Here is a 24,207-nt window from a genome sequence, read left to right as displayed (position 1 = left end):
TGCGCTATTGAGAACTATTCTACATTACTCATGAGAATGATTCGCACTTAGCGCCGCTCGGCGGCCTCTTCCGCCCAGTGATTTTCCATGCGCGCCGCCGGTTCCGGTGGCCTTGACCACCAGCACCGCGATCCCGGTGGTCACCGGGATTGCCAGCACCAGCCCGATGGAACCGATCAGGATGCGGATGACTTCCTCGGCCATTTCCCCCGAACTGAGGGTGGTGCCGAAGCCCTGGTTGCTCAACGCCGCAATGGCCAGCACCGGCAGCGCAGCGCCGGCGTAGGCGAAGGCGATGGTGTAGACCGTGGAGGCGATGTGGTCGCGCCCGATGCGCATGCCGCGCAGGAAGAGCTCGGTGGCGGTGGCCTTCGGCGCGGACTCTGCCAGTTCCCAGACCGTGGCCGACTGGGTGATGGTCACGTCGTTGAGCACACCCATGCCGCCGATCAGCACGCCGCAGATCAGCAAGCCCGGCAGCGAGATCTGCGGAGCGACGGTGGACAGCGTCATGGCCGCCTCGTCGTGCGCACCGGTCAACGCCGCCGCATCGGTCAGCCACAGCGCGAGCCCCGCCGTCACGCCCAGGCCGAAGAGCGTGCCCAGCAGCGCGGTGGAGGTCTTGGCATTCAGCCCGTGCGCGAAATACAACGCGACGAACATGATCGCCGTGGCCCCGGTCAGGCCCACCAGGATCGGATTGCCGCCCTCCAGCAACGCAGGAATCATGAACACGATCATGAAGGCGATGCCTCCGATCAGCCCGATCATGGCCCTGGCCCCGCGCCAGCCGGCCACCAGCACAACGACCAGGCCATAGGCGATGGCCAGCAGGGCCATCGGGAAGGTCCGCACGAAGTCCACGAACACGAAATCCGTTCCGGAATTCGACCCCACCTTGGACAGATCCAGGTAGCGCAGCGAATCCCCCGCCCTGGCCTCGCGCGACTGCAGGGTCTCCTGCGGGATTTCCAGCTGGATCTCGGCACCGCCGTCATCGGGCATCACGTAGGTGACGGTGCATTCAAGCACCTTGCCACCGACGTCCTCCAGACCCTGCGAGGACGGGCAGTCCTGGAACACCGAGCGGGTCACGGTGCCCGTGGCCATCACCGCTCCGCCGGTGGTGTCCGTGGAGCCCGAGAGCGCGAACTTGTCATAGTTCCCCTGCGGCCACAGCGCGATGACCATGACCAGCGCCAGGGCGCCGATCGGGGCGAGCAGCGCCCAGAGGATGATCGAGGCGCGGCGCCGCCGCTGCGGATCCTGCAAGATGGGTTCGTCGTGATGGTGGTGGCCCACGGGTGCGTTCTCCGCATCATTCGAGTCAAAGTTGTCGTCCCCAAGTCTAATCAGCTCGGGAAAACAGCAGGTGCCTGCCTCTCGGGGATGAGCGCAGAGATCCTCCGGAAGGCTCATGCTTTTCGGAGGACTGCACCGGGAGAATGGATGCATGAGCATGACATCAAATGCGGGGCTCCCTGCCCCGGCCGAAGAAGTTGATGAACCGCGCTACGAGTTCCACAGACTCCTGCGGCGCGAGGAAAATTACCGCTGGTGGCGCCCGCTGGCGCTGTTGGGCACGGCCGCCGGGTTCTTCGCGGTGCTGTCGATCGTCGTCGCCCTCATCTCCCTCGTGATGATGATGTTCAACCCAGTCTTCTGGAGCGATGACGCCGCGGCCTTGGAGCAGCTGACCGTCATGGACATGGCCGACCCGATGATGTTCTCCATCCTGATGGTCTCGCTGATCGTGATGATCCCCTCGGTGTGGTTCGCCTATCTCCTGCTCGGCGCCAAGCCGGTCTGCCTGCTGGTTTCGGTCGCCGGGAAGATCCGCTGGGGGTGGATGGGAACGGCCTTCGCCGTCAGCGGCATCGTCTATGCCGCCTACTTCGCGCTGACGTTCATCCTGGATGCCCTCGACGTGGGCGGGGGCGCGCAGGTGCCTGCCAGCAGCATCCCTGACAGCCCCCTGTTCTACGCCCTGCTGGTCATCCTGCTGACCCCGCTGCAGTGCGCGGCCGAGGAACTGGTCTTCCGCGGAGCGTTCATGCAGGTCATCGGCAGCTGGTTCAAGCACCCGCTCTTCGCGATCCTGCTGCCGGTGCCGCTGTTCACCGCTGGGCACCTGTACGACATCTACGGCCTGCTGGACGTGGCGATCTTCGCCATCGCCGCCGGCTATCTGACCTGGCGCACCGGCGGGCTGGAAGCCGCGATCGCCATCCACGTCGTGAACAACACTTCGCTGTTCCTGCTCGGCTCGGTCGGCCTGGTGGACCTGAACGCCGAGGGCTCGGACCCGGTTTCGCTGCTCATCTCCGGCGCGATGACCGCCATCCTGACGGTCCTGCTGGTCAAGGTCGCGCAGAAGAAGGACATTCAGCGCAGCGTCGGGCCGGCACCGCGCCGCCGCACCGACCAGCACCTGCTGCAGCCATGGCCCATCGCCTACCCGGTGACCCCGCAGCATCAGGCCTACTGGGCGCCCGAGGCAGGCGGGAACTTCCCCGGCCAGCACCCGGCCTACCGGCCCGGGCCGGGCGGGGTCCCGCAGCAGCCGCTGGAGCCCGGCCAGCCTGGAGCGCCCGGGCCGGACGGACCCGGCGGGCAGGAGCGGCACGGGAACTCCCGATAACGCCGGTCCCGGCGGTGGGGCCGCAGGCATAGGCAAGCGTGGGATCGCCGAGGCTTTCCCACGCTTGGTTGGTTAAGTGCGGCTGGTTCCTAGGACTTGGCCCATCGAAGCAGTGCTGCGATGCCTGCGCCGTCGGGCATGTCCATGTCCGGGACGTAGCGGATCGTTGCGTCGGTCAGGGCCGTGGCCCGCAGCAGGACCTCCGGTGCCGGCCATTCGCCGACCACCAGGTCTGCGTGATCATCTCCTTCTTGGTGTGCAACCCATGGTTCGGCGCTCAGCGCGCGCAGGGTGTGCTCGTCCTGGTACTGCCCGACCAGCACCACTTCGGCCTGGGCGGACTGCAGGGCGGTGACGACTTCGTCGAGCCCCACTGCCAGCAGGGATCGCCCGTTGCCGGCCTGCGCGGCGACCTGGGCCTCGAGGTCTGCGACGGCCGCTGCCTTCACCTCGTCCACGAGTTTCGTAATATGCTGCTGGACCTGCTTGGCATCCGCACCTCCGGTACGCGTATGCGCGTCGATGACCTCCACATACTCCTGCAGGGTCACCGGCAGCGCACCGGCGACGGCCTCGCGGGCCTTGATATCCCCGGAGAGGACGATCAGCCGGATGTAGTTGTCGCGGCACATGTCATTAATGAGGTCGGCGACTTCCTCCGTGTTCCGCCGAATCATTTCATCCGCCGCGGCCTGGGCCTTGGGCTGGTCGTATTCGCCGGGCACCTTGCGTGCGTGGCGGATTTCTTCGGGTGCGCCGACGATGCCGCGGCTGGCAACGCGTTCGGGTGAAGTGGTGTTGTAGAGATGGACTTCGCCGCCGTCACGTCCGACCTCTGCCACGAGGTAGGAGAACGAGCCGCCGCGGGATCGCGCCAGCGCAGTGAAGTTCGGGAACGGTCCGACATCGACCGACGGCAATTGAACCTTCAGCCCGGGAAGCAGCTCGTTCAGCAGGACTTCTCCGTCATGGACGGCGATGAAGCGGGCGACCGGTGCGCGCATGCCTTGCGCTGGTTCAAGTGCGCCAGTGACTGCGCCGATGTCTTCCGTGCTGGCCTGCTGGCTTTTGAGCAATTTCGCTACCTTGTCGGGAAGATTATCAGCTGCCTCTTGAGCGGATGTGTTCCCCAGCGAAGCATCGACCAGTACGGTGCTCCAAGGGCCGGTCTTTCGGTAGAGCGAAGCGTCGATTCCATTAGAATCCGCGCGTAGTGCCATGCTGACTCCCTTCCGCACGCGACTCCCGCCGCGATGCGACTTGATCCGTGGCACTAACCTAACATCACTATTCAGATGCAGGAAGAGGTAAGCGGAAAGTATGTCGAGGTTCTGCTGAAATCAGCATGGCACGCCGAATTTACCAGCGGCCCCGCCAGTACTGCGCCGGGGACGCCATGGCCGCTCCCAGCCGCTTGGCGGCCCGGTTCGGCCACTGCGGGTCGCCCAGCGCGGCACGTCCCACGCTCACGCCGTCGGCCTGGCCGGTCACCAGGATCTGTTCGGCCTGCGCGGGGTCGGTGATCCCGCCGACGGCCGTGACGAATGCGTCCGCGGGCAGCGCCTGCTTGACCGCTTGGGCCAGCGGCACCTGGTATCCGGGGCCGCTGGGGCCGCGGAAGGGGCCGATCCCTGCGCTGGACAGGTCGAAGGCCCGCACGCCCTCGGCGTAGAGCTCCTCGGCCAGCCGAACCGTGTCAGCGATGCGCCAGCCGCCCTCGACCCAGTCGTCTCCGGAGAACCTGATGCCCAGGGCCTTCTCCTGCGGCCACACGGCCGCGACGGCCTGCACGATCTCACGCAGGTAGCGGGTGCGGTTCTCCCAGCTTCCACCGTACTGGTCGGTGCGCTGGTTCGTCAGCGGGGAGAGGAACTGGTGGATCAGGTACCCGTGCGCGGCGTGGATCTGGATCAGGTCGAATCCGGCCCGGTCGGCGCGCTGCGCGGCCGCGGCCCAGTCCTGCACCGACTCTGCGATCTGCTCCGCGGTCATCTGGACCGCCGGATCCAGTCCGTGCAGGTCGCTCGGGGTCGAGGTCAGGGTCTGCCAGCCGCCGTCTTCCGGGGCGAGGCTTCCGGTCTTGCCGGCGTCATCGTATTCCTTGAGCCAGCCGTAGGTCGAGGCCTTGGCCCCGGCATGGGCCAGCTGCACGCCCGCGGCGGCTCCCTGGGAATGGATGAACTCGGTGACCGGCTTCCAGGCGTCGGCCTGCCGCTCGTTCCACAGCCCGACGTCCAGGTCCGAGATCCGTCCTTCGGGTGCCACCGCGGTGGCCTCGGCGATGACCAGGCCGAAGCCGCCCTGGGCATGCGCACCCAGATGCACCAGCTGCCAGGTGGTCGGCACGCCGTCGCGCTGTTCGATGGAGTACTGGCACATCGGCGGCAGCACCGTGCGGTTGCGCAGCACCAAGCCCCGTCCGGCGCGGGTGGGAATGGTGACTGGAGCGAAGAGTTTACTTTGAGGCATGCTAAGTATGACGCTCGCGCCCGGACGCTTATTCCGCCCGCGGAGCGCGGCGCAACTTTCCGCCCGGGCGCGGGGCCGGCCTTTCAGCCCAGAATCAGCACAGCGATGCTCAGGTAGACGACCAGCCCCGCGGCATCGACGAAGGTCGAGATGAACGGGTTCGAGAAGACCGCCGGGTCCGCCTTGATCGATTTGCCGATGATCGGCATGATGCCGCCGACCGACGCCGCCACGGTGCACAGCGCCATGAGCGTCAGGCCGATCACCCAGGCAACCGGCTCATCGAAGATCAGCAATGTCATCAGGAACCCGAGCACCCCGAGGCTGAGGCCCAGTACGAAACCCACCCGGACCTCGCGCAGCAGCACGCGGCCGATGTCGGAAATCCGCACCTCCCCCATGGCCAGCGCACGGGTGACCGTGGTCGCCGCCTGGTTCCCGGTGTTCCCGCCGATACCGACGATCAGCGGAATGAACAGGCTGAGCACCACCATGGATTCGAGGGTTTCCTCGAAGCTGGAGAGCACCTGGACGGTCAGGGTGGCGCCGACGGCCAGCACGAGCAGCCAGAGGATGCGCGAGCGCACCATCGAGCCGATCGGGGTGCTCAGGTACGGGCGGTTCAGCGGCTCGGACCCCGCGGTGCGGGCGGTCCGCGCCTCATCCGCGTCCTCCAGGATTTCCAGGGCCTGCGCCCAGTGCAGCACCCCGACCAGTTTTCCCTCCTGGTCCAGCACCGCACCGATTTCGCGCTGGCGGTTGACCAGTCGACGTGCGGTCTGCACCGCAGGATCCTCCACCGTCGCGCTGAACATCGGGCTGAGCAGGTCCCCGATCAGGGTCTGCGGATCAGCGGCAACCAGCTGGCTCAGCTCGACCCCGCCGAGCAGGCGGCGTTCGTGGTCCACGACAGGCACCAGATTCGCGGTGCTGCGCTCGGAGAGCCGCCGCCGGACCCGTTCAAGGGTCTGCTCCGCGGTCAGCTCGGGGTAGGTCTTGATGTAGTGCGTCGAGGCGAACCGGCCGGTGGAGGCCGCGGAGTAGCCCAGGAGCACACGGGTTTCTTCACGGGACGTCGAATCCAGTGCCTGCAGCAGGGTGGATGCCACGGTGGCCGGAAGCTCGTCGAGCAGCGCCGCCCGCTCCGTGGCCTCGATGCCGGCCAAGGTCTCCGCCACCGCGTCCTGTTGCAGCCCCTTGATGAGGTCCGCCTGCAGCGGGGCATCGAGCTTCTCGAAAACCCTCAACGCCCGCGGCTTGTCCAGCAGGCGGAAGGCGATGGCGGCTTCGGAAAGGGTGAGGGTGTCCAGGTACTCGATGATTGCCGCTGGTTCCAGCTGGCGCAGCTGCGCGGCCAATGCGCCGAGGTTCTCGTCCTTCAAGGCCGCGTGCAGGGCACGCAATGTAGTTGAGAAATCTACGTTCTGTGGGGTATGTATGATGAACCTTCCAAACGTGTCGTTTGGCGCGGAAACATAAGCATTCCGCCCACCAACCGGGGAGCGGAAGCATCAGGAAAAGCGGAGATAAGTCTCCTGATTTAAGTCATGCTCTGCGCACATGAATGAGAGCCGGTCGCGAACTCGCAGACGTGCACGCAGGGAAGCCGAGAAAGGCTTGCCAGCTACGAATTGTCCCTGGGAGATCGCGTGGACATAGATCGGCTAGGCCCGTCGTCCATGTGATCACCTCCCTAGTGCAGGGCGGCGCGTGAAGCCACCCTCTGATTCAAGTTCTATCATCCATGCCCGTTGCTGTCTCGTTTTGGTGCCTGAGCTCATAGCGCCCGGACGCAGGAAGGGCGGGGCTCCAGTGGAGCTCCGCCCTTTCCGCGCCGCATGCAGGCCTATCGGCGTCTCAGCATTCCACGACGTTGACGGCCAGGCCGCCCATGGCGGTTTCCTTGTACTTGTCGCTCATGTCCTTGCCGGTTTCGCGCATGGTGATGATGACTTCGTCCAGGGTGACGTGGTGTTCGCCATCGCCCATCAGAGCCATCTTCGCGGCATTCACGGCCTTGGAAGCGGCGATCGCGTTGCGTTCGATGCATGGGATCTGCACCAGCCCGCCGATGGGGTCGCAGGTCAGCCCAAGGTTGTGTTCCATGGCGATCTCCGCCGCGTTCTCCACCTGCGCTGGTGTTCCGCCCAGGATTTCGGCCAGTCCGCCGGCGGCCATCGACGATGCCGAACCGACTTCGCCCTGGCAGCCGACTTCGGCGCCGGAGATGGAGGCCTGTTCCTTGTACAGCACACCGACCGCGCCGGCGGTGAGCAGGAAATTCACGACGGCGTCGTGCTTTTCTTCATCGTTCCAGTACTTGGCGCCCGGGGCATAGTGGGTTGCATAGAACAGCACGGCAGGGATGATGCCGGCGGCGCCGTTGGTCGGTGCGGTGACGACGCGGCCGCCCGAGGCATTCTCCTCGTTGACAGCCAAGGCGACGAGGTTGATCCATTCCTGCCAGAACACCGGGTCCCGGTCCTTGTCTTCCTTGCGCAGGCGCTTGTGCCATTCGGGAGCGCGGCGGCGGACCTTCAGTCCGCCGGGCAGCACGCCGGTGCGCTCGAGGGCGGAGTTCTTGCACTCCTCCATGACCTCGTAGATGTGGACCAGGCCGGAGCGGATTTCCTCGCGGGTGCGGTAGGTTTCCTCGTTGGCCATCATGATTTCGGCGATGGACTTGCCGCTCTCCCGGCAGTGCTCCAGCAGCTTGGCCGCGGTGGTAAACGGGTAGGGCTGTTGCTTGAGCTTCTTTTCCAGGCTCTTTTCGATGCGTTCCTCGGCGCCTTCGCGCACGATGAACCCGCCGCCGACGGAGAAGAAGGTCTCGTTGGACAGTTCGGCGCCCTGGGCGTCGAGGGCGATGAACTTCACGCCGTTGGTGTGGCGGGGCAGCACGGTCAGCGGGTGCTGGACCATGTCTTCGACCCGGTAGTCCAGGTCCTTGCGGTGTCCCAGCTGCTCGGCCAGGCGAAGCACTCCGGTGCCGTCCATGTCCGCCAGCCGGGAATCGACCTGGGCCGGCAGGATGCTTTCCGGCTCGAAGCCTTCCAGCCCGAGCATGATGGCGGTGAAGGTCCCGTGGCCGCGGCCGGTGGCGGCCAGCGAACCGTAGACGTCAATGCGGATGCTCTCCACTGCGGGGAGCTGTCCCTCGCGCACCAGGTGCGCAATGAAAGCGTGGGCCGCACGCATTGGTCCCACGGTGTGGCTGGACGAGGGTCCGATGCCTACCGAGAAGAGATCGAATACGCTTACCGCCATAGCGGATCACATCCTTAGATCTTGGGATCCGGGAGAAGCCCGGATCGGCTCGTCTGTCATGCAGGGTTCTTCCCCCTGCTGTCGTTCTACTGCCGCGTATTTTTGGCAGAAGAGAGACTGAGGGCCCGAAAAGCACCTTTTCGCCGCTTTCCGGGCCCTCATCTTCGGTTGAAGATGTTACTCGGAAACCTTGGCCAGCTCCGGGTACAGTGGGTGGGCTGCGGCCAGCTCCAGAACCCGGTCCTTCAGCTCCGGCAGCGCACCGGTATTGCCTTCGGCACCGGCAATCAAGGTCTGCGCGATAATCTCCGCAACCTCCGCAAACGCCGCCTCCGAGAAACCACGGGTCGCCAACGCCGGCGTACCGATCCGCAGACCGCTGGTAGTCATCGGCGGACGCGGGTCGAACGGCACCGCATTGCGGTTCACCGTGATCTCCACCTGCGCCAGCAGATCCTCGGCCTGCTGGCCATCCAGCTCGCTGTTGCGCAGGTCCACCAGCACCAGGTGCACATCGGTGCCACCGGTCAACACGCTGATCCCCTTGGCGGCCACATCATCCTGGGTCAAACGCTCCGCCAGGATCCGCGAACCGGCCAGGGTGCGCTCCTGGCGCTCCTTGAACTCCGCGGTCGCGGCGATCTTGAACGCCACCGCCTTGCCCGCAATCACATGCTCCAACGGACCACCCTGCTGGCCAGGGAACACCGCCGAATTCAGCTTCTTCGCGATCTCCGCATCATTGCTCAGGATGATGCCGCCGCGCGGACCGGCCAGGGTCTTGTGCGTGGTCGAAGTGACCACATGCGCATGCGGCACCGGCGAAGGATGCAGCCCCGCAGCCACCAGGCCCGCGAAGTGCGCCATATCCACAAACAGGTACGCCCCGACCTTGTCCGCGATCTCGCGGAACCGGGCGAAGTCCAGCTGCCGCGGGTACGCCGACCAGCCGGCCACGATCATCTTCGGGGAGTGCTCGATCGCCAGGCGCTCCACCTCGTCCATGTCCACCAGGTTCGTCGCCTCGTCCACGCCGTACGGGACGATGTTGAACAACCGGCCGGAGAAGTTGATCTTCATGCCATGGGTCAAATGCCCGCCGTGGGCCAGGTTCAGGCCCAGCACGGTATCGCCCGGACGCACCAGCGCGTGGTACACCGACGCGTTGGCCTGCGCCCCGGAGTGCGGCTGGACGTTGGCGAACTTCGCGCCGAACAATTCCTTCACACGCTCGATGGCCAGAGTCTCGATGACGTCGACTTCTTCGCAGCCGCCGTAGTAGCGGCGGCCCGGGTAGCCCTCGGCGTACTTGTTGGTCAGCACCGAACCCTGCGCCTGCATCACGGCCTGCGCCGTGTGGTTCTCCGAGGCGATCATTTCCAGGCCGCGCTGCTGGCGGGCCAGCTCGGCGTCGATCCGCGCCGCGACCTCTGGATCCAGCTCAGCCAGGGACTGGGTCAGCGATGCCGGGGCCAGTGATTCATAAGTCTTGTTGCTCATTACTCGACGTTTCCACCATTCGCGCTTGCGTAGTCTGCTGCAGAAAGCAGCGGGCCTTCGGACTCTACCTCGACGGTGAACAGCCAGCCCGCGCCGTATGGGTCCTCGTTCAGGATTGCAGGGTTGTCCACTGCTTCCTGGTTGACCTCGACGATGGTGCCGGTGACCGGCGAGTACAGGTCGGAGACCGACTTGGTGGACTCGACTTCGCCGCAGGTCTCGCCGGCGGTGACGGTGTCGCCGACCTCTGGCAGGTCTACGTAGACAACGTCGCCCAGTGCGTCGGCAGCAATCTGGGTGATGCCGATCTTGGCTGGGGACGATGCGTCGATCCACTCGTGCTCGGCCGAGTAGCGCAACGTTGACAGAACTTTACTCACGATTTTTTCCTCTCCCAAAGGGAAATAGGGGGCGTTAGGCTATGCCCTCTTTGTTTAACGTTACTTGGCGCGGGTGTAGAACGGCAGTTCCACGACAACAAATGGCAAAGTCTTACCTCGCAGATCGACTTCCAGCTCGGTGCCAACCTCGCTGAAGGCCGCATCGACGTAGCCCAGTCCCACCGGGTAGCCCAGGGTTGGCGACGGCTGGCCGGAGGTGATCTCTCCGATGACGGCGCCGTCCTTCACGATGGCGTAGCCGCCGCGGCCTGCGCGCTTGCCCAGCCCCTTCAGGCCCACCAGCTTGCGGGCGGGCGTCTGCTCGCGCTGCGCCTCCAGTGCGGCGCGGCCGATGAAGTTCTCCTCCTTCTTGAAGGAGACCACCGGGCCGAGGCCCGCGTCGAACGGGGTGTGCTCCAGGGAGAGCTCGTTGCCGTACAGCGGCATTCCGGCTTCCAGGCGCAGCGAGTCGCGGGCGGCCAGGCCGCAGGGAACCAGTTCGTGGTCCTTGCCGATTTCCACGATGGTGTCCCACAGCGACGCGGCGTCGGCGTTCTTGATGATCAGCTCGAAGCCGTCCTCGCCGGTGTAGCCGGTGCGGGCCAGGATGGTGTCGATCCCGCCGAGCTTCACATAGGCGGCCGAGTAGTACTTCATCTCGGTGACGATTCCGGCGCTGGCCTCGTCGGCGGCGAGCTTGGCCACAATGGCTTCGGCGTTCGGGCCCTGCACGGCGATCAGCGATTCATCGCCGGAGGCGTCCTGCACCTGGGCGTCGAAGCCTTCGGCGCGCTGGACCAGTTCGGCCGCGACTACCGGGGCGTTGCCTGCGTTCGGCACCACCAGGTACTTCGACTCTTCCATGCGGTAGACGATCAGGTCGTCGATGATCTTGCCGTCTTCATTCAGGATCAGCGAGTACTTGGCCTTGCCGACCTTCATCAGGGCGAAGTTGCCGGCCAGCGCGGTGTTCAGCGCGGTGGCGGCCTGCGGGCCGGAGACCCAGACCTCGCCCATGTGGGACAGGTCGAACAGACCTGCGGTGGAGCGCACGGCCTTGTGCTCCGCAAGCTCCGAACCGTACTTCAGCGGCATGTCCCAGCCGCCGAAGTCGGTGAAGTTCGCGCCGAGCGCTTCGTGCTTGCCGTGCAGCGCGGTGTGCTTGGTGATGGTTTCAGTCATTGCGATGTTCCTAGTCTTCGAAGGCTTCGGGAGCAGGGCAGGAGCAGATGAGGTTGCGGTCGCCGCCGGCGCCGTCGATGCGGCCCACGGCAGGGAAGTACTTGTCCACCTTGAGGCTGGCGACCGGGAAGGCCGCCTGCTCGACGGTGTACTTGCGGTCCCAGCCGCTGTTGACCACTGCAGCCACGGTGTGCGGGGCACGGCGCAGCGGGGATTCCTCCAGCTCGTAGACTCCGGCCAGCACTTCCTCCATTTCCTGGCGGATGGTGATCATGGCTTCGATGAAGCGCTCGATCTCTGCCAGGTCCTCGGATTCGGTCGGCTCCACCATCAGGGTGCCGGCCACCGGGAAGGCCAGGGTCGGTGCGTGGAAGCCGAAGTCGATCAGGCGCTTGGCCACGTCTTCGGCGGTGACGCCGGTCTTGGCGGTGACTTCGCGCAGATCCAGGATGCACTCGTGGGCAACCAGTTCCTTGTTGCCGGTGAACAGGATCGGGAAGTGCTCGTTCAGGCGCTTGGCGATGTAGTTCGCGTTCAGGATCGCGTGCTTGGTGGCGGAAGTCAGGCCTTCGCCGCCCATCATCGCGATGTAGGCCCAGGAGATCGGCAGCACGCCGGCCGAGCCGAAGGCGGTGGCGACTACAGGGACGCCGTCGCGCTCGGAGTAGGTGCCCGAGGCGTCGCCCGGCAGGAACGGCACCAGGTGCTCGCCCACGCCGATCGGGCCGACGCCCGGACCGCCGCCGCCGTGCGGGATGCAGAAGGTCTTGTGCAGGTTCAGGTGCGAGACGTCGCCACCGAACTTGCCCGGCTGGGCGAGGCCCACCAGGGCGTTCATGTTCGCGCCGTCGATGTAGACCTGTCCCCCGGCGTCGTGGATCTTGCCGCAGACCTCGCGCACGTCGGCGTCGTACACGCCGTGGGTGGACGGGTAGGTAATCATGATCGCGGAGAGCACGTCCTTGTTCGCCTCGATCTTGGCGTCCAGGTCATTGGCGTCGATGGTGCCGTCGGCTGCGGTCTTGACGACCACGACCTTCATGCCGGCCAGCACGGCCGAGGCGGCGTTGGTGCCGTGGGCGGAGGCAGGGATCAGGCAGACGTTGCGCTGCGACTGTCCGCGCGAGGCGTGGTAGTCGGAGATCGCCAGCAGGCCTGCGTATTCGCCCTGGGAGCCGGCATTCGGCTGGATGGAGACGCCGGCGTAGCCGGTGATCGCGGTGAGGCGGCCTTCCAGGTCGGTGATCAGCTCGCGCCAGCCCTCGGTCTGCGCGGCCGGGGCGTATGGGTGGATGGAAGCGAATTCAGGCCAGGTGATGGATTCCATCTCGGCGGCCGAGTTCAGCTTCATGGTGCACGAGCCCAGCGGGATCATGGTGCGGTCCAGGGCCAGGTCGCGGTCCGAGAGGCGGCGCAGGTAGCGCATCATCTGGGTCTCGGAGGAGATGGTGTTGAAGATCGGGTGGGTCAGGTAGGCGCTGGTGCGCTCCTGGCCCTCGGGGATCTCGAAGCCTTCCGGTGCGGACAGTTCCACGCCGAACACGCCGGCCAGGGCCTTGACCGTGGCCGAGGTGGTGGTCTCGTCGGTGGAGATGCCCACCTGGGTGTCGGAGACCTTGCGCAGGTTGATGCCGGCCTCGTTGGCCTTGGCGATGATGCCTTCGGCGTCCTGGACGGTGACGACCACGGTGTCGAAGAAGGCCTGCGAGGCCAGTTCGAAGCCGCCGGCTGCCAGCGAGCTGGCCAGCACTCGGGCGTGGTTGTGGGCGCGCGAGGCGATCTGCTTCAGGCCTGCCGGGCCGTGGTACACGGCGTACATCGAGGCGCAGATGGCCAGCAGCGCCTGGGCGGTGCAGATGTTGGAGGTGGCCTTCTCGCGGCGGATGTGCTGCTCGCGGGTCTGCAGGGCCAGGCGGTAGGCGTTGGTGCCGGCGTCGTCGGTGGAGACGCCCACCAGGCGGCCCGGCATGGAGCGCTCAAGGCCCTTGCCCACGGCCATGTAGGCGGCGTGCGGGCCGCCGAAGAACAGCGGGACGCCGAAGCGCTGGGTGTTGCCCACGGCGATGTCTGCGCCCTGCTCGCCCGGGGCGGCGATCATGGTCAGCGACAGCAGGTCGGCGATCACGGTGACCATGGCGCCGGCGGCCTTGGCGGCGGCGATGATTTCGGCGTGGTCGGCGATCGAGCCGTCATTGCCCGGCTGCTGCAGCACGATGCCGGAGATCTCGCCCTCGGGCAGGCCTGCGGACAGGTCGACGACCTCGACCTCGAAGCCCAGCGCGTCGGCGCGGCCCTGCACGACCTTGATGGTCTGCGGGAAGATGTTGGAGTCCAGCACGGTCTTGCCGTTGGACTTCTTCTTGTTGGCGCGGCGCATCATCAGCACGGCTTCGGCGGCGGCGGAGGATTCGTCCAGCAGCGAGGCGTTGGCGATCGGCAGGCCGGTCAGGTCCATGACCATGGTCTGGAAATTCAGCAGGGCTTCGAGGCGGCCCTGGGAGATCTCCGGCTGGTACGGGGTGTAGGCGGTGTACCAGGCCGGGTTCTCGACGATGTTGCGGCGGATGACCGCCGGGGTGATGGTGTCATAGAAACCCTGGCCGATCATCTGGGTCTTCATGACGTTCTTGGACGCCAGCTCACGCAGGTGGGCCAGGGCCTCGGTCTCGGTCAGGGCATCCGGGATGTCCAGTGCGGCATCCTGGCGGATGTCGGCGGGAACTGCCGTGTCGATCAGCTCGTCCAGGCTGTTGTAGCCCAGGGTCTGGAGCATGGTCTCGACGTCGGACTGACGCGGGCCGATGTGGCGGGACACGAATTCGCTGTTCGTGTTAGCAGAAGTCTGCGTGATGGTCATGGTGCAGGTGTCTCCATGGGGATCTGTCTTGGCGCATGCCAAAGGAAGGTCGCTGTCCCTCCCCATCCCTGTTGCACAACCTGAGAGTTTTACGCATCCGGCCTACCAAGCCGGTTGCTTGCACCTTCGGTGAACCGGATCGGGCCGGTTACTTTCCAGAGTTGCCTCTTGATGGCGGTACGGGTGCCTGAGAGTTTCCTGGGGAGGAATTGCTCCTACGGCGCCCGTCCATGGTGTGAACGGGTCTCTCCCGCCATCCTTCTATGGCGTCGGCTGCGGGCCAATGACCCACAACACATGTCCCATGGTACCTGCCCTGGGACCAACTGCAAACAATCTTGCGGCCCCGGAGCCCCTGCATGAAGCGCCCTAGCCGTGTTCGGCGCCGAGCCGAATGTAGTCCGGGTACTTGGCGCTCAGATTGTCCCCCGAGGAGGTCCCAGTCAGACGGCGTTTGACCCACGGACCCAGGTATTCCCTGGCCCACCCCAAGTCCTGCCGGAGCTTCTCGGCGCGGGCATTCACCGCTGCCGCCGGCAGCCCCGGCAGCTCGATATCCGAGGACCAGTTGCCGTCCGTGACGCCATGGGCGCCCAGCACGTCCAGCACCTTGGCGGCCATGAGCGTGTGTCCCGCGGCGCCCATGTGCAGGCGGTCCACCGCCCAGTAGCGCACGTCCGAGAATTCGCGCCAGCGCCAATAGTCGGCGACCAGCGTGTTGTAGCGGTCGGCGATCTCGCGCACCTTTTCGTTGTAGATCGCGGTGCGCGGGCGCGTCTTGGAGAACAACGGCGAGTCGACGGTGTCGAAGCCGGTGAACAGCAGCACGGTGATGCCGGCATCGGCGAAGCGCTTGACCATGCTGTCGTAACCGCGCATCAGCGCCTCGAGGTCCGCCTTGGGGCGCAGGATGTCGTTGCCGCCGGCGTAGAGGGAGACTACGTCGGGCTTCATGGACAGCGCCTGGTCCATCTGCTGGTTGATCACCTGCCCGATCTTCTTGCCGCGGATCGCGAGGTTCGCGTATTCCCAGTCGCCGCGGGCGCACAGCACCTCGGCCACCCGGTCGGCCCAGCCGCGCACCTGGTTCGGGCGCAGCGGATCGTCGTCGCCGACTCCTTCGGTGAAGGAGTCTCCCATTGCCAAAAACTTTGCCATGTTCTTCCTCCTAGCCCTTGGCCTGCATCATCTTGCCGATAACCACCTGTCGCGCCAACTGGCTGAGCTGCACGCCCATGGAGGTGCTCTTCTCCCCCTCGTTGCGCGACGGGATGTAGGCGAAACCCAGCTGGTAGGCCGGATCGGCGAAGGCCAGCGAGGAGTTCGCCCCGTCATGCCCGTAGGCGAAGATCGAGCCGTAGTCGTTGCGGGCGGTGGCCTTCATGAATCCGAGGGCGAAGGCCTGCAGCAGCCCGCTGGTGCGGTCGTGTCCGTAGACGAGTTCCGCGGACACCCGGGACCAGGTGTCCTCGGTCAGGAATCCCCGAGCGGCGCCGAGCGATGGCACCGGGCCGAAGGACGCGGCGTAGATGGCCGCCAGCGACTGGGCATCGGCCACGCCGCCCATGGAAGCAGGGCCGAGCCGGCGGACCTGCCGGGCATTGGCCAGCTCGTGCCAGTTGTAGACCGGGCCGCTGTCCAGCGCGAAGCCGGAGGCCGAGTTGACTGCCAACCCCGCCGGGGAGAAGGGGTCGAAGAATGCCTGCTCGGCGGAGGCGCCGGGGAGCACGTCGCGGTAGCGCGGTTCCAGGGAGTCGTCCTGCCCGATGTACGCATCGACGCCCAGGGGCTTGCGGATGCGCTCTTCGAAGACGTCTTTCAACTCCTTGCCGGCGACGCGGCGGACCAGTTCCTCCATGAGCACACCCATGGTGATGGCGTGGTAGCCCACGATGTTCTGGCCCAGCGGCCAGATGCTCGGCATGGTGGCGAGGATCTTGGCGTATTCGGAAGAGTTCATCAGCACCCGGCTGGGCACTCCGCCGGGGACTCCCAGGACGCCGGCCTGGTGGCTGAGCACTTCCCCAACGCTCAGCTTCCCCTTGCCGTGGGTGCCGAATTCCGGCCAGTAGTCGGTGATCGGGGCGGCCGGATCGATCAGCCCATCCTGGACCAGCAGCGCGATGACCAGTGCACTAAGCCCCTTGGTGCAGGAGAACACGCAGGTCAGCGCGTCTCCCGAGAGGTGCTCCCCCACGCTGTGGCTCAGCACCAGCGCGCCGCGGTGGTACACCGCCAGCTGGGCCGAATAGTCCTCCTCCGCCGCCGCGCGGTCCTGCAGCGCCTGCGCGAGCGGAGCAAAGTCGTCAGTAATGACCGATTCCATCTAATTCCTTCGAAAGAATGTCTCTTTGCAACTAACACTAGTAGCCGCAGCGGAAATTCGTGTCTTCCGGCGAGATCACGCCCCACCTATAAGTTCCTCAAAGAGCCTTTCTCAATAAGTGGAGAAAACCCCTCCAAAAAGACCGGAACAGCAGGCATTTATTGCTGTTAGCATAGTGAACGATTTCGCCCATTGAATAGACGACAACAAAATATGTCGTATTCTTCCGCTCGAATCGAAGATTGGAAAGGCTCATCCGCCTATGACTGCAACCCGAGAAGACTCAACTCCGGGCGGGCAACCCGCCGAACTCAAGCGGGTCATCGGCCCCAAACTCCTGCTGTTCCTCATCATCGGCGACATCATCGGTGCAGGCATCTTCGCGATCACCGGCAAGGTCGCCGGACAGGTCGGCGGGGCCGCATGGCTGCCCTTTCTGCTGGCCTTCGCCATCGCGACGCTGACCGCCTTCAGCTACATGGAGCTGGTCACCAAATATCCGCATGCAGCCGGCGCCGCCCTGTATATCCACAAGGCCTTCGGCATCCATTTCGTCACCTTCCTGGTCGCCTTCACGGTGGCCTGCTCCGGTATCACCAGTGCAGCGACCTCGGCCACCCTGGTCGGGCAGAACCTGCTGATCGGCTTCGGCCAATTCATCGAAGGCGTGCCGACCACGCCGGAAGCCGGCATGTTCGCCGCCATCGCGATCATCATCATCCTGGCCCTGATCAATTTGCGCGGCGTCGGCGAAAGCGTCAAGTTCAACCTGGTGCTCACGGTGATCTCGCTGGGCATCATGGCCGTGATCATCTCCATCGGCATCGGCGCCATCGCCAGCGGCCATGGCGACATCAGCCGGCTGGTGGTCTTCGAGACCCCGGACGACCGCAGCCTGTTCGCCGCGGTCACCATGGGCACCGCGATCGCGTTCTTCGCCATGGTCGGCTTCGAGGATTCGGTGAACCTGGTCGAGGAAACCAAGAACCCGAACCGGACCTTCCCGCGCATCATGCTCATCGGCCTGGGCATCTGCGCGGTCATCTATATGCTGGTCGCGGTCACCATCATCATGGTGATCCCCACCGGCGACCTGCTGAACCCGAAGAATCCGGATGCCGGCATCCTGCTGGACGTCGTGCGCATCGGCGCCCCGGGCCTGCCGGTGGACGCGATTTTCCCGTTCCTGACGGTCTTCGCCGTGGTGAACACCGCCTTGATGAACATGCTGATGGCCAGCCGCCTGCTCTACGGCATGGCCCGCCAGGGTGTGCTGCCGCAGGTGCTGGGCAAGGTGAATTCTAAGCGCCGCACCCCGACGCTGTCCATCGTCTTCACCACGCTGCTGGCCATCGCCCTGGTGGTCTATGTGAACCTGGATACCGACAGCGGGATCGTCGGCTCGCTCGGCGGCACCACGGCCCTGTTGCTGCTGGTGGTCTTCACCATGGTGAACATCGCCCTGCTGGTGCTGCGCCGCGACAAGGCGCCAGAGGACGCTTTCCGCGCACCGACGATCATCCCGATTCTCGGCGCCGCGACCAGCGCCTTCCTGATCGGCCCGTGGGCCCGTTCGCGCGCGGACTGGGTGCAGTACGAGATCGCGGGGCTGCTGCTGGCACTGGGCATCGCGCTCTGGGCCGTCACCTGGCTGGCCAACCGCATCAACTACAAGAAGGGCAACATCTCTTCGGGGCACTTCTAGCACCCCGGCCCGGCCAGAGGCAAAGGCACGAACCCAGCCCGGGTTCGTGCCTTTGCCGTTGCGCGGAGCGCCAGTGGCCCACGCGGCTACTGCTGGACGGTTTCCTGGCGGAAGCGCAGCTTCCAGCCGCCCTCGGTGCGCTGCCACCACGAGGAGACCACCAGGATCGGCGAGTCGTCGACCTTCATGCGGTAGGCCAGCAGGGCCAGATCGCGGTCGACCTCGCGAGCCGTGAGCACCTGGACCTCGCCGGTGGCAGGCAGCGGCGCCCCGGCTTCAAGCTGGGCGCGCACGGTGGCGACATCCAGCAGTCCCCCGGCGCGCGTGACTTCCTGGTACCCGGGATGCAGGAAATCGCTCAGCTCGGCGAAGCTGGTGCGGATTTGCGGATCGAGAAAGCCCAGTTCCAGCTCGTAGATCGTGGCCGCCGTATCCTGGCTGGCCGCGGAATCCGGGGCTTCGGCGACGGCGCCGGCCGGCTCAGGCTCGGATTCCGCGGCAGGGGCTGCTCCGGCCGTGTATCCGGGGCCCGGATCCGGTGCGGAGCCCTGCTGGTGCGCGGTGGCCGCGGCGCGGGCGCGGTCGTCGGCGGCTTCGTTCAGGTCATGCCCGGCGTGGCCCTTGACCCATTCGAAGGTGTACTTGCGGCCGTTGATCGCCGCATCCAGTTCCTTGAGGATCTCCTGGTTCAGCACCGGCTTGCCGTCGGCCTTTTTCCAGCCGCGCTTTTTCCATCCCGGCATCCACTTGCTGATGCAGTTGATGGCGTACTGGGAGTCGCACAGGATCTTCAGTTCCTGTTCCGGATGCTGCGCGGTGGCGCGGAAGAGTTCGAGGACCGCCTGCAGCTCGCCCATGTTGTTGGTCCCGTGGTCCCAACCGCCGGAGGCCCAGTTCTCCTCGTCGATGTACCAGGCCCAGCCTGCCGGGCCGGGGTTTCCTAGGGCTGATCCGTCTGCCGCTGCGGTGATCGTCATGGTTTTAATCCTGCCACCTGACCTCCCCCGCCGCCTAAAGAGACGTGCGTTGGGGCCGAAGTTCCTGCGGCGCCGCCGGCTGCGCTCCACGCCCGCGCCGCTTGCATGCCACTGCCCGCGCGAAGGTCCGTAGGATGGTGAACTGTGAAAAAGATTCTGCCGATGCTCCTCGTTGCGATTTTGGGCCTGGCCGGCTGTTCGGGTCCGTCGCCCGACGACCTGCGTCGAACCGATCCCGAGGGGAGCACCGCGTGCATCCACTACGGGGGCAGCCTCACCGCCCCGGGCGATATCGGCCAGACGAATCGGCAAAAGGCCGCCGAGCATGGCTCGGCGGCCTCCACCGAGTCGATCCGCAACGCGGTGTCGACCGATGCAGCTGGCCAGCCTGTGATCACCGATGACGCAGCGTTCGACGCGGCGTGCGAGCAGCAGGGCTTCGACTTCACGAAGTAGCCCGAAGGCTACCGGCTATTTCCCTTCCAGCGGGTACAGCGGGTTATGGCCTGCCGCGACGCGCTCCTCCACGCGGACTTCGCCCGGAGCGGTGCCGTTCAGGAACGGGCCGCTGTCCGCCAGTTCCTGGCGGCCGTGGGCTTCGAGCCAGTTGGACAGGTCCGGGCCCTTCGGCACGATCCGGGTCGGATTGATATCCTCGTGGACCTTGTAATAGTGGTCCTTGATCTGTTCGAAGTCCACGGTGTCTCCAAAGCCCGGGGTCTGGAATAGGTCGCGGGCGTAGCCCCAGAGGTTCGGCATGTCGATCAGCTTGTTGCGGTTGGCCTTGAAGTGGCCGTGGTAGACCGGGTCGAAGCGCACCAAGGTGGTGAACAGGCGGACGTCGGCCTCTGAAATATGGTCGCCCATGAGGAAGCGGCGGGTGGACAGGCGTTCCTCGAGGTAGTCGAGGGCGGTGAAGAGCCGGTCGTAGGCGTCTTCGTAGGCGGCCTGGGAGCCGGCGAAGCCCGCACGGTAGACGCCGTTGTTGACCTCGGTAAAGATGCGCTTGATCAGCGGGAGCATCTCCTCGAGCCGGTCCTCCATGACCAGGTCAGGAGCCCCGGCGCGGTGGAATTGCTTCCACTGAGTGGAGAAGTCCCAGGTGATCTGCGGGTAGTCGTTGGTGACCACGGCGCCGCTGGGAATATCCACGATGGCAGGCACGGTGATGCCACGCGGGTAGCCGGCGAAGCGCTTGAAATAGTTTTCCTGCAGGCGTTCGGTGCCCAGCACCGGGTCCTTGCCGCCTTCGTCCAAATCGAACTGCCAGCTGCGCACGTCGTGGGTGGGGCCCGGCAGGCCGACGGAAATGGCGTCTTCCAGACCCAGCAGGCGGCGCACGATCAGGGTGCGGTTGGCCCAGGGGCAGGCACGGGCTGCCACCAGCCGGTAGCGCCCGGCTTCAACCTGCCAGAGCTGGGCGCCGTCGCCCAGGGCGGCGTTCGGGTGCCCGATCTTGCTTTCCGAGGTCCCGTCCGCGAAGGCCTCCGGCCGAGGATCGGCGACGATGCGGTCCTGGATGTAGTTGGTATCGCGCGTGAATTCACTGCCCGTGACATACGCGCCCTTGGTAGAAAAGTCCTGCGACATGCTCGATCCTCCACAATCTCTGGCTTGGCCGCCCGTGCTCGGGCCGGGTCTTGGGTGATGCGGCAAACGGCGGAAGGCCCGATACAAGCTTCCCGCCGTTTGCGCTGGAACGCTAGGGCTTCCAGCCAGCGTCCAATCAGGCGCTGACGGATGCTGCGGCGCGCACCGAATTCATGGCTTCGGTCCAGGCCAGCAGCTGCTCGAACATCGGCTGCACCGATGCGGCGCCCGGCTCGCTTGGCTTGAAGTTGGAGAAGTTCTCGAAGTCGGTGAAGAGGGAGAACAAGCCGGTCTTCTGCACGTGGGCGACCTGCAGCTCGGAGAGGATGCCACGCAGATGCTCGATGGCGCGGGCGCCCAGTGCCGAGCCGTAGCCGACGATGCCGGCGGCCTTGTTGTTCAGCTCGACGTTGATGTAGCTCAGCGCGTTGGCCAGTGCCGGCGAAACCGAGTGGTTGTACTCCGGGGTGACGAAGATGTAGCCGTCGAACTCGTTCATCTTGGCGGCCCAGGCCTTGGCGTGCTCGCCCTGGTAGTTCTGGTAGGCGGCCGGGAAGGCTTCATCCAGCACCGGCAGGTTGAAGTCGGCGATGTCAACGAGCTCGAAGTCGGCGCCGCCGAAGGCCTGGGCCTGCTCGAGCACCCACTGGGCAACGCTGATGTTGTTGCGGCCTGGACGGGTGGATCCGGTGACGATGGCGATCTTCGACATAAGATTTTCTCCTTGGGAAGGTTCCTGCGCCGAACACTTTAGTTGATGCGTCAGCGACTCTTGCTAAATCCAACAATACCAGAGATAATTGATGCGTCAACAAATAATTGCATGATCCGCTGCACACCGGGTCTGCCACCTACAGAAGGAGCGCCTACGCATGGCTGCCGATGAGACCCGCTGGCTCGACGACAAGGAACAAGCCCTCTGGCGGACCATCCGCGAATTCCTGTGGCAGTTCCCCAGCGCGATGGACCGCCAGCTGAGTGTGGATTCGAGCATGCAGACCGGCGAGTATTCGGTACTGGCGGTGCTCTCCGAGGGGCCCGCTACCTCCCTGCGCCCGGCGGACATCGCCGACAACCTGCGCTGGGACCGTTCGCGCCTGTCCCACCTGCTGCGCCGCATGGAGGCCAAGGGCATGATCACCCGTTGCTCGGATGCCACCGACCGCCGCGGGCAGCAGATCGAACTGACCGAGGCCGGCTGGAAGACCATCCGCGAAGCCGCCCCGAGCCACGTCACCTTCATCCGCGAAAAGCTGTTCGATTCCCTGGACGAGCAGGAGCGCGCGGCGCTGGGGACAGCGCTGCCCAAGGTCCTCGATGCCCTGGAGGCCTGCGAGCCCGACCCGTCCTGCAAGGATTCCGCCCCCGGCGACGCGCAGCGCTGCGACGAGGACTAGCGAACCCTGTCGGCGAACTCGCTGTTCGCCACGAGCCGGGCGAAGCGCCCGTCCTGCTCCACCAGCTCGGCGAAGGTGCCGGACTCGACGATGCGCCCGCCGTCGAGCACCACGATGCGGTCGGCCCGCAGCACCGTGCTCAACCGGTGCGCGATCAGCAGCGTGGTGCGCCCGACCGCCAGCTCGTCCAGCGCCTGCTGCACCAGCGCCTCGGTCACGGTATCCAGCGCGCTGGTCGCCTCATCCAGCACCAGCACCTTCGGGCGGCGCAGCATGGTGCGGGCGATGGCCAGGCGCTGCTGCTCCCCGCCGGAGAAGCGGTGGCCGCGCTGGCCCACCGCGGTGTCCAGCCCGTCGGGCAGCGAGCGGATCAGGGCGGCGATCTGCGCCGCTTCCAGCGCCTGCCACAGCTCGGCCTCGCTGGCCCCGGGCGCGGCCCACAGCAGGTTCTCGCGCACCGAGGTGTGCAGCAGGTAGCTTTCCTGCGCCACCACCGACACCGCCCGGGCTACCTGCTCCGGGTCCAGCTCGCGCAGGTCCACCCCGTCGAACAGCACCCGCCCCGACGTCGGATCGAGCAGCCGCGGAAGCATCGAACCCAGGGTTGACTTGCCCGAGCCGGTCGCCCCGACCACCGCGGTCATGGTCCCCGGCTCCAGCACCAGGTCCAGCGCCTCCAGCGTCGGCGCGGCGGCCCCCGGGTAGCGGAAACCGACGTCCTGCAGAACCACGCGTCCGCGCATCGCCGCGGGATCCAGCCGGCGCGGATGCTCCGGCAGCGGCAGCGCCTGGTCGGTATCCAGGTACTCGAAGACCCGCCCGAACAGCGCCATCGCGGAGATCCACTGCACCGAAATCTGCATCAGCCCCATGACGGGGCGGAAGATGCCGGCCTGCAGGCCGGTGAAGGCCACCAGCGTGCCGATGCTCATGCCCCCGCCGGTGGCGGGCAGCCCCGCCACGAGATACAGCACCGCGGGAATCACCGCGAAGATGATGCTCATAGCGGCCATGCGCCAGCGGCCGGCCAGGGCGCTCTTCATTTCCAGGTCGATCAGCCGGTGGCTGGACTGCGCGAAGGCCGATGCGTCGGCGGCTCCGGTGCCCATGATCTTGGCCAGCCGCACCCCGGAAATGCTCAGGCGCTCCTCGATCAGTGAGGTCAGGTTCGACATTTCGCGCTGGCGCCGGCCCGTGACGGCGCGGCGCAGCCGGGCGGTCTGCCGGGCCAGGATGATCGCCGGCGGCAGCACCACCAGGGAGATCAGGCTCAGTTTCCACGAGATCGCGACCATGGCGCAGGCCGTGGCGACCACCGTGGTGAGGTTGGAGGCGAGGCTGGTCGCCGAGTTGGTGATCACCGACTGCATCTGCCCCACGTCGTTGATCAGCCGCGACTGCACGTCGCCGGACTTGGAGTTCGTGAAGAATCCCAGCGACTGCTTCTGCAGGTGGGTGAACAGCCCGGTGCGCAGCCCGTGCATGACCCGCTGCCCCATCAGGGTGGCCCGCCAGGTCTGGACCACTTCCAGCACCGAGGTGACCAGCGCGATCAGCACCAGCCCGCCGGCACCGAGCATCAGCAGGTTGACATCGCGGTTCGGGATCGCGTCGTCGATCAATTCGCGGATGATGAAGGGCTGGGCCAGGCCGATGAGCGAGGAGGCCACGATCAGCAGCACCACCACGATGACCGTTCCCAGGTGCGGGCGGAAGAGCGCGGCGATGCGCTTGACGGAGACCGGATGCTCGGCCAGCCACTTCTTGTCGTCGGCGCTGCGCGACGCCGAAGCCGACGGCCGTCCACCGCCCATTGGTGCCATCGGATGCATGGGCGCCCCCTTCATGATTGTCCCCACTGGGATTTCAGAATACCAGAGGTAACCTCACTATGTGGTTCCATCTTGAAACTGTTC

General features: G+C 65.8%; 19 protein-coding genes and 1 riboswitch. Of the genes, 4 read left to right on the top strand and 15 right to left on the bottom strand.

Features of this window, described 5'->3' with window-relative positions; genetic code table 11:
• Positions 1–24: 24 nt before the first annotated feature.
• A complete protein-coding gene (locus IEY43_RS15090; protein WP_188949394.1) occupies positions 25–1,302 on the bottom strand; it encodes a YibE/F family protein in 1,278 nt (425 codons plus the stop codon).
• A gap of 151 nt (positions 1,303–1,453) precedes the next feature.
• Between IEY43_RS15090 and IEY43_RS15085 the strand changes: the two genes are divergently transcribed.
• Positions 1,454–2,641 carry a CPBP family intramembrane glutamic endopeptidase gene (locus IEY43_RS15085; protein ID WP_188949393.1) on the top strand — a complete coding sequence of 396 codons (1,188 nt, stop codon included), beginning with the start codon at positions 1,454–1,456 and terminating at the stop codon, positions 2,639–2,641.
• 89 nt (positions 2,642–2,730) lie between these two features.
• Here IEY43_RS15085 and IEY43_RS15080 read toward each other — a convergent pair whose 3' ends face one another.
• The 10 genes from IEY43_RS15080 to IEY43_RS15035 form a co-directional block, all read right to left on the bottom strand.
• Positions 2,731–3,717 (bottom strand): baeRF2 domain-containing protein, encoded by a 987-nt coding sequence (locus tag IEY43_RS15080; RefSeq protein WP_229777437.1) that lies wholly within the window; start codon positions 3,715–3,717, stop codon positions 2,731–2,733.
• A 283-nt stretch (positions 3,718–4,000) separates the two neighbouring features.
• A complete protein-coding gene (locus IEY43_RS15075) occupies positions 4,001–5,110 on the bottom strand; it encodes an oxidoreductase (RefSeq protein ID WP_188949391.1) in 1,110 nt (369 codons plus the stop codon).
• A gap of 83 nt (positions 5,111–5,193) precedes the next feature.
• Positions 5,194–6,513 carry a magnesium transporter gene (gene mgtE / locus IEY43_RS15070; RefSeq protein ID WP_209550329.1) on the bottom strand — a complete coding sequence of 440 codons (1,320 nt, stop codon included), beginning with the start codon at positions 6,511–6,513 and terminating at the stop codon, positions 5,194–5,196.
• A gap of 454 nt (positions 6,514–6,967) precedes the next feature.
• A complete protein-coding gene (locus IEY43_RS15065; protein WP_188949390.1) occupies positions 6,968–8,377 on the bottom strand; it encodes an L-serine ammonia-lyase in 1,410 nt (469 codons plus the stop codon).
• A 177-nt stretch (positions 8,378–8,554) separates the two neighbouring features.
• Positions 8,555–9,877, bottom strand: coding sequence for a serine hydroxymethyltransferase (gene glyA, locus IEY43_RS15060; protein WP_204675489.1), 1,323 nt, complete (start codon positions 9,875–9,877; stop codon positions 8,555–8,557).
• Positions 9,877–10,257 (bottom strand): glycine cleavage system protein GcvH, encoded by a 381-nt coding sequence (gcvH, locus tag IEY43_RS15055; protein ID WP_188949389.1) that lies wholly within the window; start codon positions 10,255–10,257, stop codon positions 9,877–9,879. Before gcvH ends, glyA begins: the two co-directional genes overlap by 1 nt.
• Positions 10,258–10,317: 60 nt before the next feature.
• Positions 10,318–11,439: a glycine cleavage system aminomethyltransferase GcvT gene (gcvT, locus tag IEY43_RS15050; RefSeq protein ID WP_188949388.1), complete on the bottom strand. Its 1,122-nt coding sequence runs from the start codon at positions 11,437–11,439 to the stop codon at positions 10,318–10,320.
• A gap of 10 nt (positions 11,440–11,449) precedes the next feature.
• Positions 11,450–14,296, bottom strand: coding sequence for an aminomethyl-transferring glycine dehydrogenase (gene gcvP / locus IEY43_RS15045; RefSeq protein WP_188949387.1), 2,847 nt, complete (start codon positions 14,294–14,296; stop codon positions 11,450–11,452).
• Between the two features lie 165 nt (positions 14,297–14,461).
• A riboswitch (glycine riboswitch) is annotated at positions 14,462–14,559 on the bottom strand.
• Between the two features lie 106 nt (positions 14,560–14,665).
• Positions 14,666–15,454, bottom strand: a complete 789-nt coding sequence (locus IEY43_RS15040) for an SGNH/GDSL hydrolase family protein (protein ID WP_188949386.1) — start codon at positions 15,452–15,454, stop codon at positions 14,666–14,668.
• A 10-nt stretch (positions 15,455–15,464) separates the two neighbouring features.
• Positions 15,465–16,622, bottom strand: a complete 1,158-nt coding sequence (locus IEY43_RS15035; protein WP_188949385.1) for a serine hydrolase domain-containing protein — start codon at positions 16,620–16,622, stop codon at positions 15,465–15,467.
• Positions 16,623–16,884: 262 nt separating this feature from the next.
• Here IEY43_RS15035 and IEY43_RS15030 point away from each other — a divergent pair, with 262 nt between their 5' ends.
• Complete coding sequence (locus IEY43_RS15030; protein ID WP_188949384.1) at positions 16,885–18,327, top strand: APC family permease; 1,443 nt, start codon at positions 16,885–16,887, stop codon at positions 18,325–18,327.
• Positions 18,328–18,413: 86 nt separating this feature from the next.
• Here the strand turns inward: IEY43_RS15030 and IEY43_RS15025 are convergent, their stop codons facing one another.
• On the bottom strand, positions 18,414–19,304 hold the full coding sequence (locus IEY43_RS15025; RefSeq protein ID WP_188949383.1) for an RNase H family protein: 891 nt from the start codon (positions 19,302–19,304) through the stop codon (positions 18,414–18,416).
• Positions 19,305–19,448: 144 nt separating this feature from the next.
• Here IEY43_RS15025 and IEY43_RS15020 point away from each other — a divergent pair, with 144 nt between their 5' ends.
• A complete protein-coding gene (locus IEY43_RS15020; RefSeq protein ID WP_188949382.1) occupies positions 19,449–19,760 on the top strand; it encodes a putative periplasmic lipoprotein in 312 nt (103 codons plus the stop codon).
• 15 nt (positions 19,761–19,775) lie between these two features.
• Here the strand turns inward: IEY43_RS15020 and IEY43_RS15015 are convergent, their stop codons facing one another.
• Both IEY43_RS15015 and IEY43_RS15010 read right to left on the bottom strand, forming a co-directional pair.
• A complete protein-coding gene (locus IEY43_RS15015; RefSeq protein WP_188949381.1) occupies positions 19,776–20,894 on the bottom strand; it encodes a glutathione S-transferase family protein in 1,119 nt (372 codons plus the stop codon).
• A 136-nt stretch (positions 20,895–21,030) separates the two neighbouring features.
• Positions 21,031–21,606 (bottom strand): NADPH-dependent FMN reductase, encoded by a 576-nt coding sequence (locus IEY43_RS15010; RefSeq protein WP_188949380.1) that lies wholly within the window; start codon positions 21,604–21,606, stop codon positions 21,031–21,033.
• 160 nt (positions 21,607–21,766) lie between these two features.
• On the opposite strand from IEY43_RS15010, the gene IEY43_RS15005 reads away from it, so the two are divergent.
• A complete protein-coding gene (locus tag IEY43_RS15005; RefSeq protein ID WP_188949379.1) occupies positions 21,767–22,291 on the top strand; it encodes a MarR family winged helix-turn-helix transcriptional regulator in 525 nt (174 codons plus the stop codon).
• Here IEY43_RS15005 and IEY43_RS15000 read toward each other — a convergent pair.
• Positions 22,288–24,123, bottom strand: a complete 1,836-nt coding sequence (locus IEY43_RS15000) for an ABC transporter ATP-binding protein (RefSeq protein ID WP_188949378.1) — start codon at positions 24,121–24,123, stop codon at positions 22,288–22,290. The genes IEY43_RS15005 and IEY43_RS15000 overlap by 4 nt on opposite strands.
• Positions 24,124–24,207 lie beyond the last annotated feature (84 nt).

This window comes from Glutamicibacter protophormiae (assembly GCF_014647495.1).
GTDB classification, from domain to species: domain Bacteria; phylum Actinomycetota; class Actinomycetes; order Actinomycetales; family Micrococcaceae; genus Glutamicibacter; species Glutamicibacter protophormiae.
This window is presented reverse-complemented; position numbering and strand designations above follow the sequence as displayed.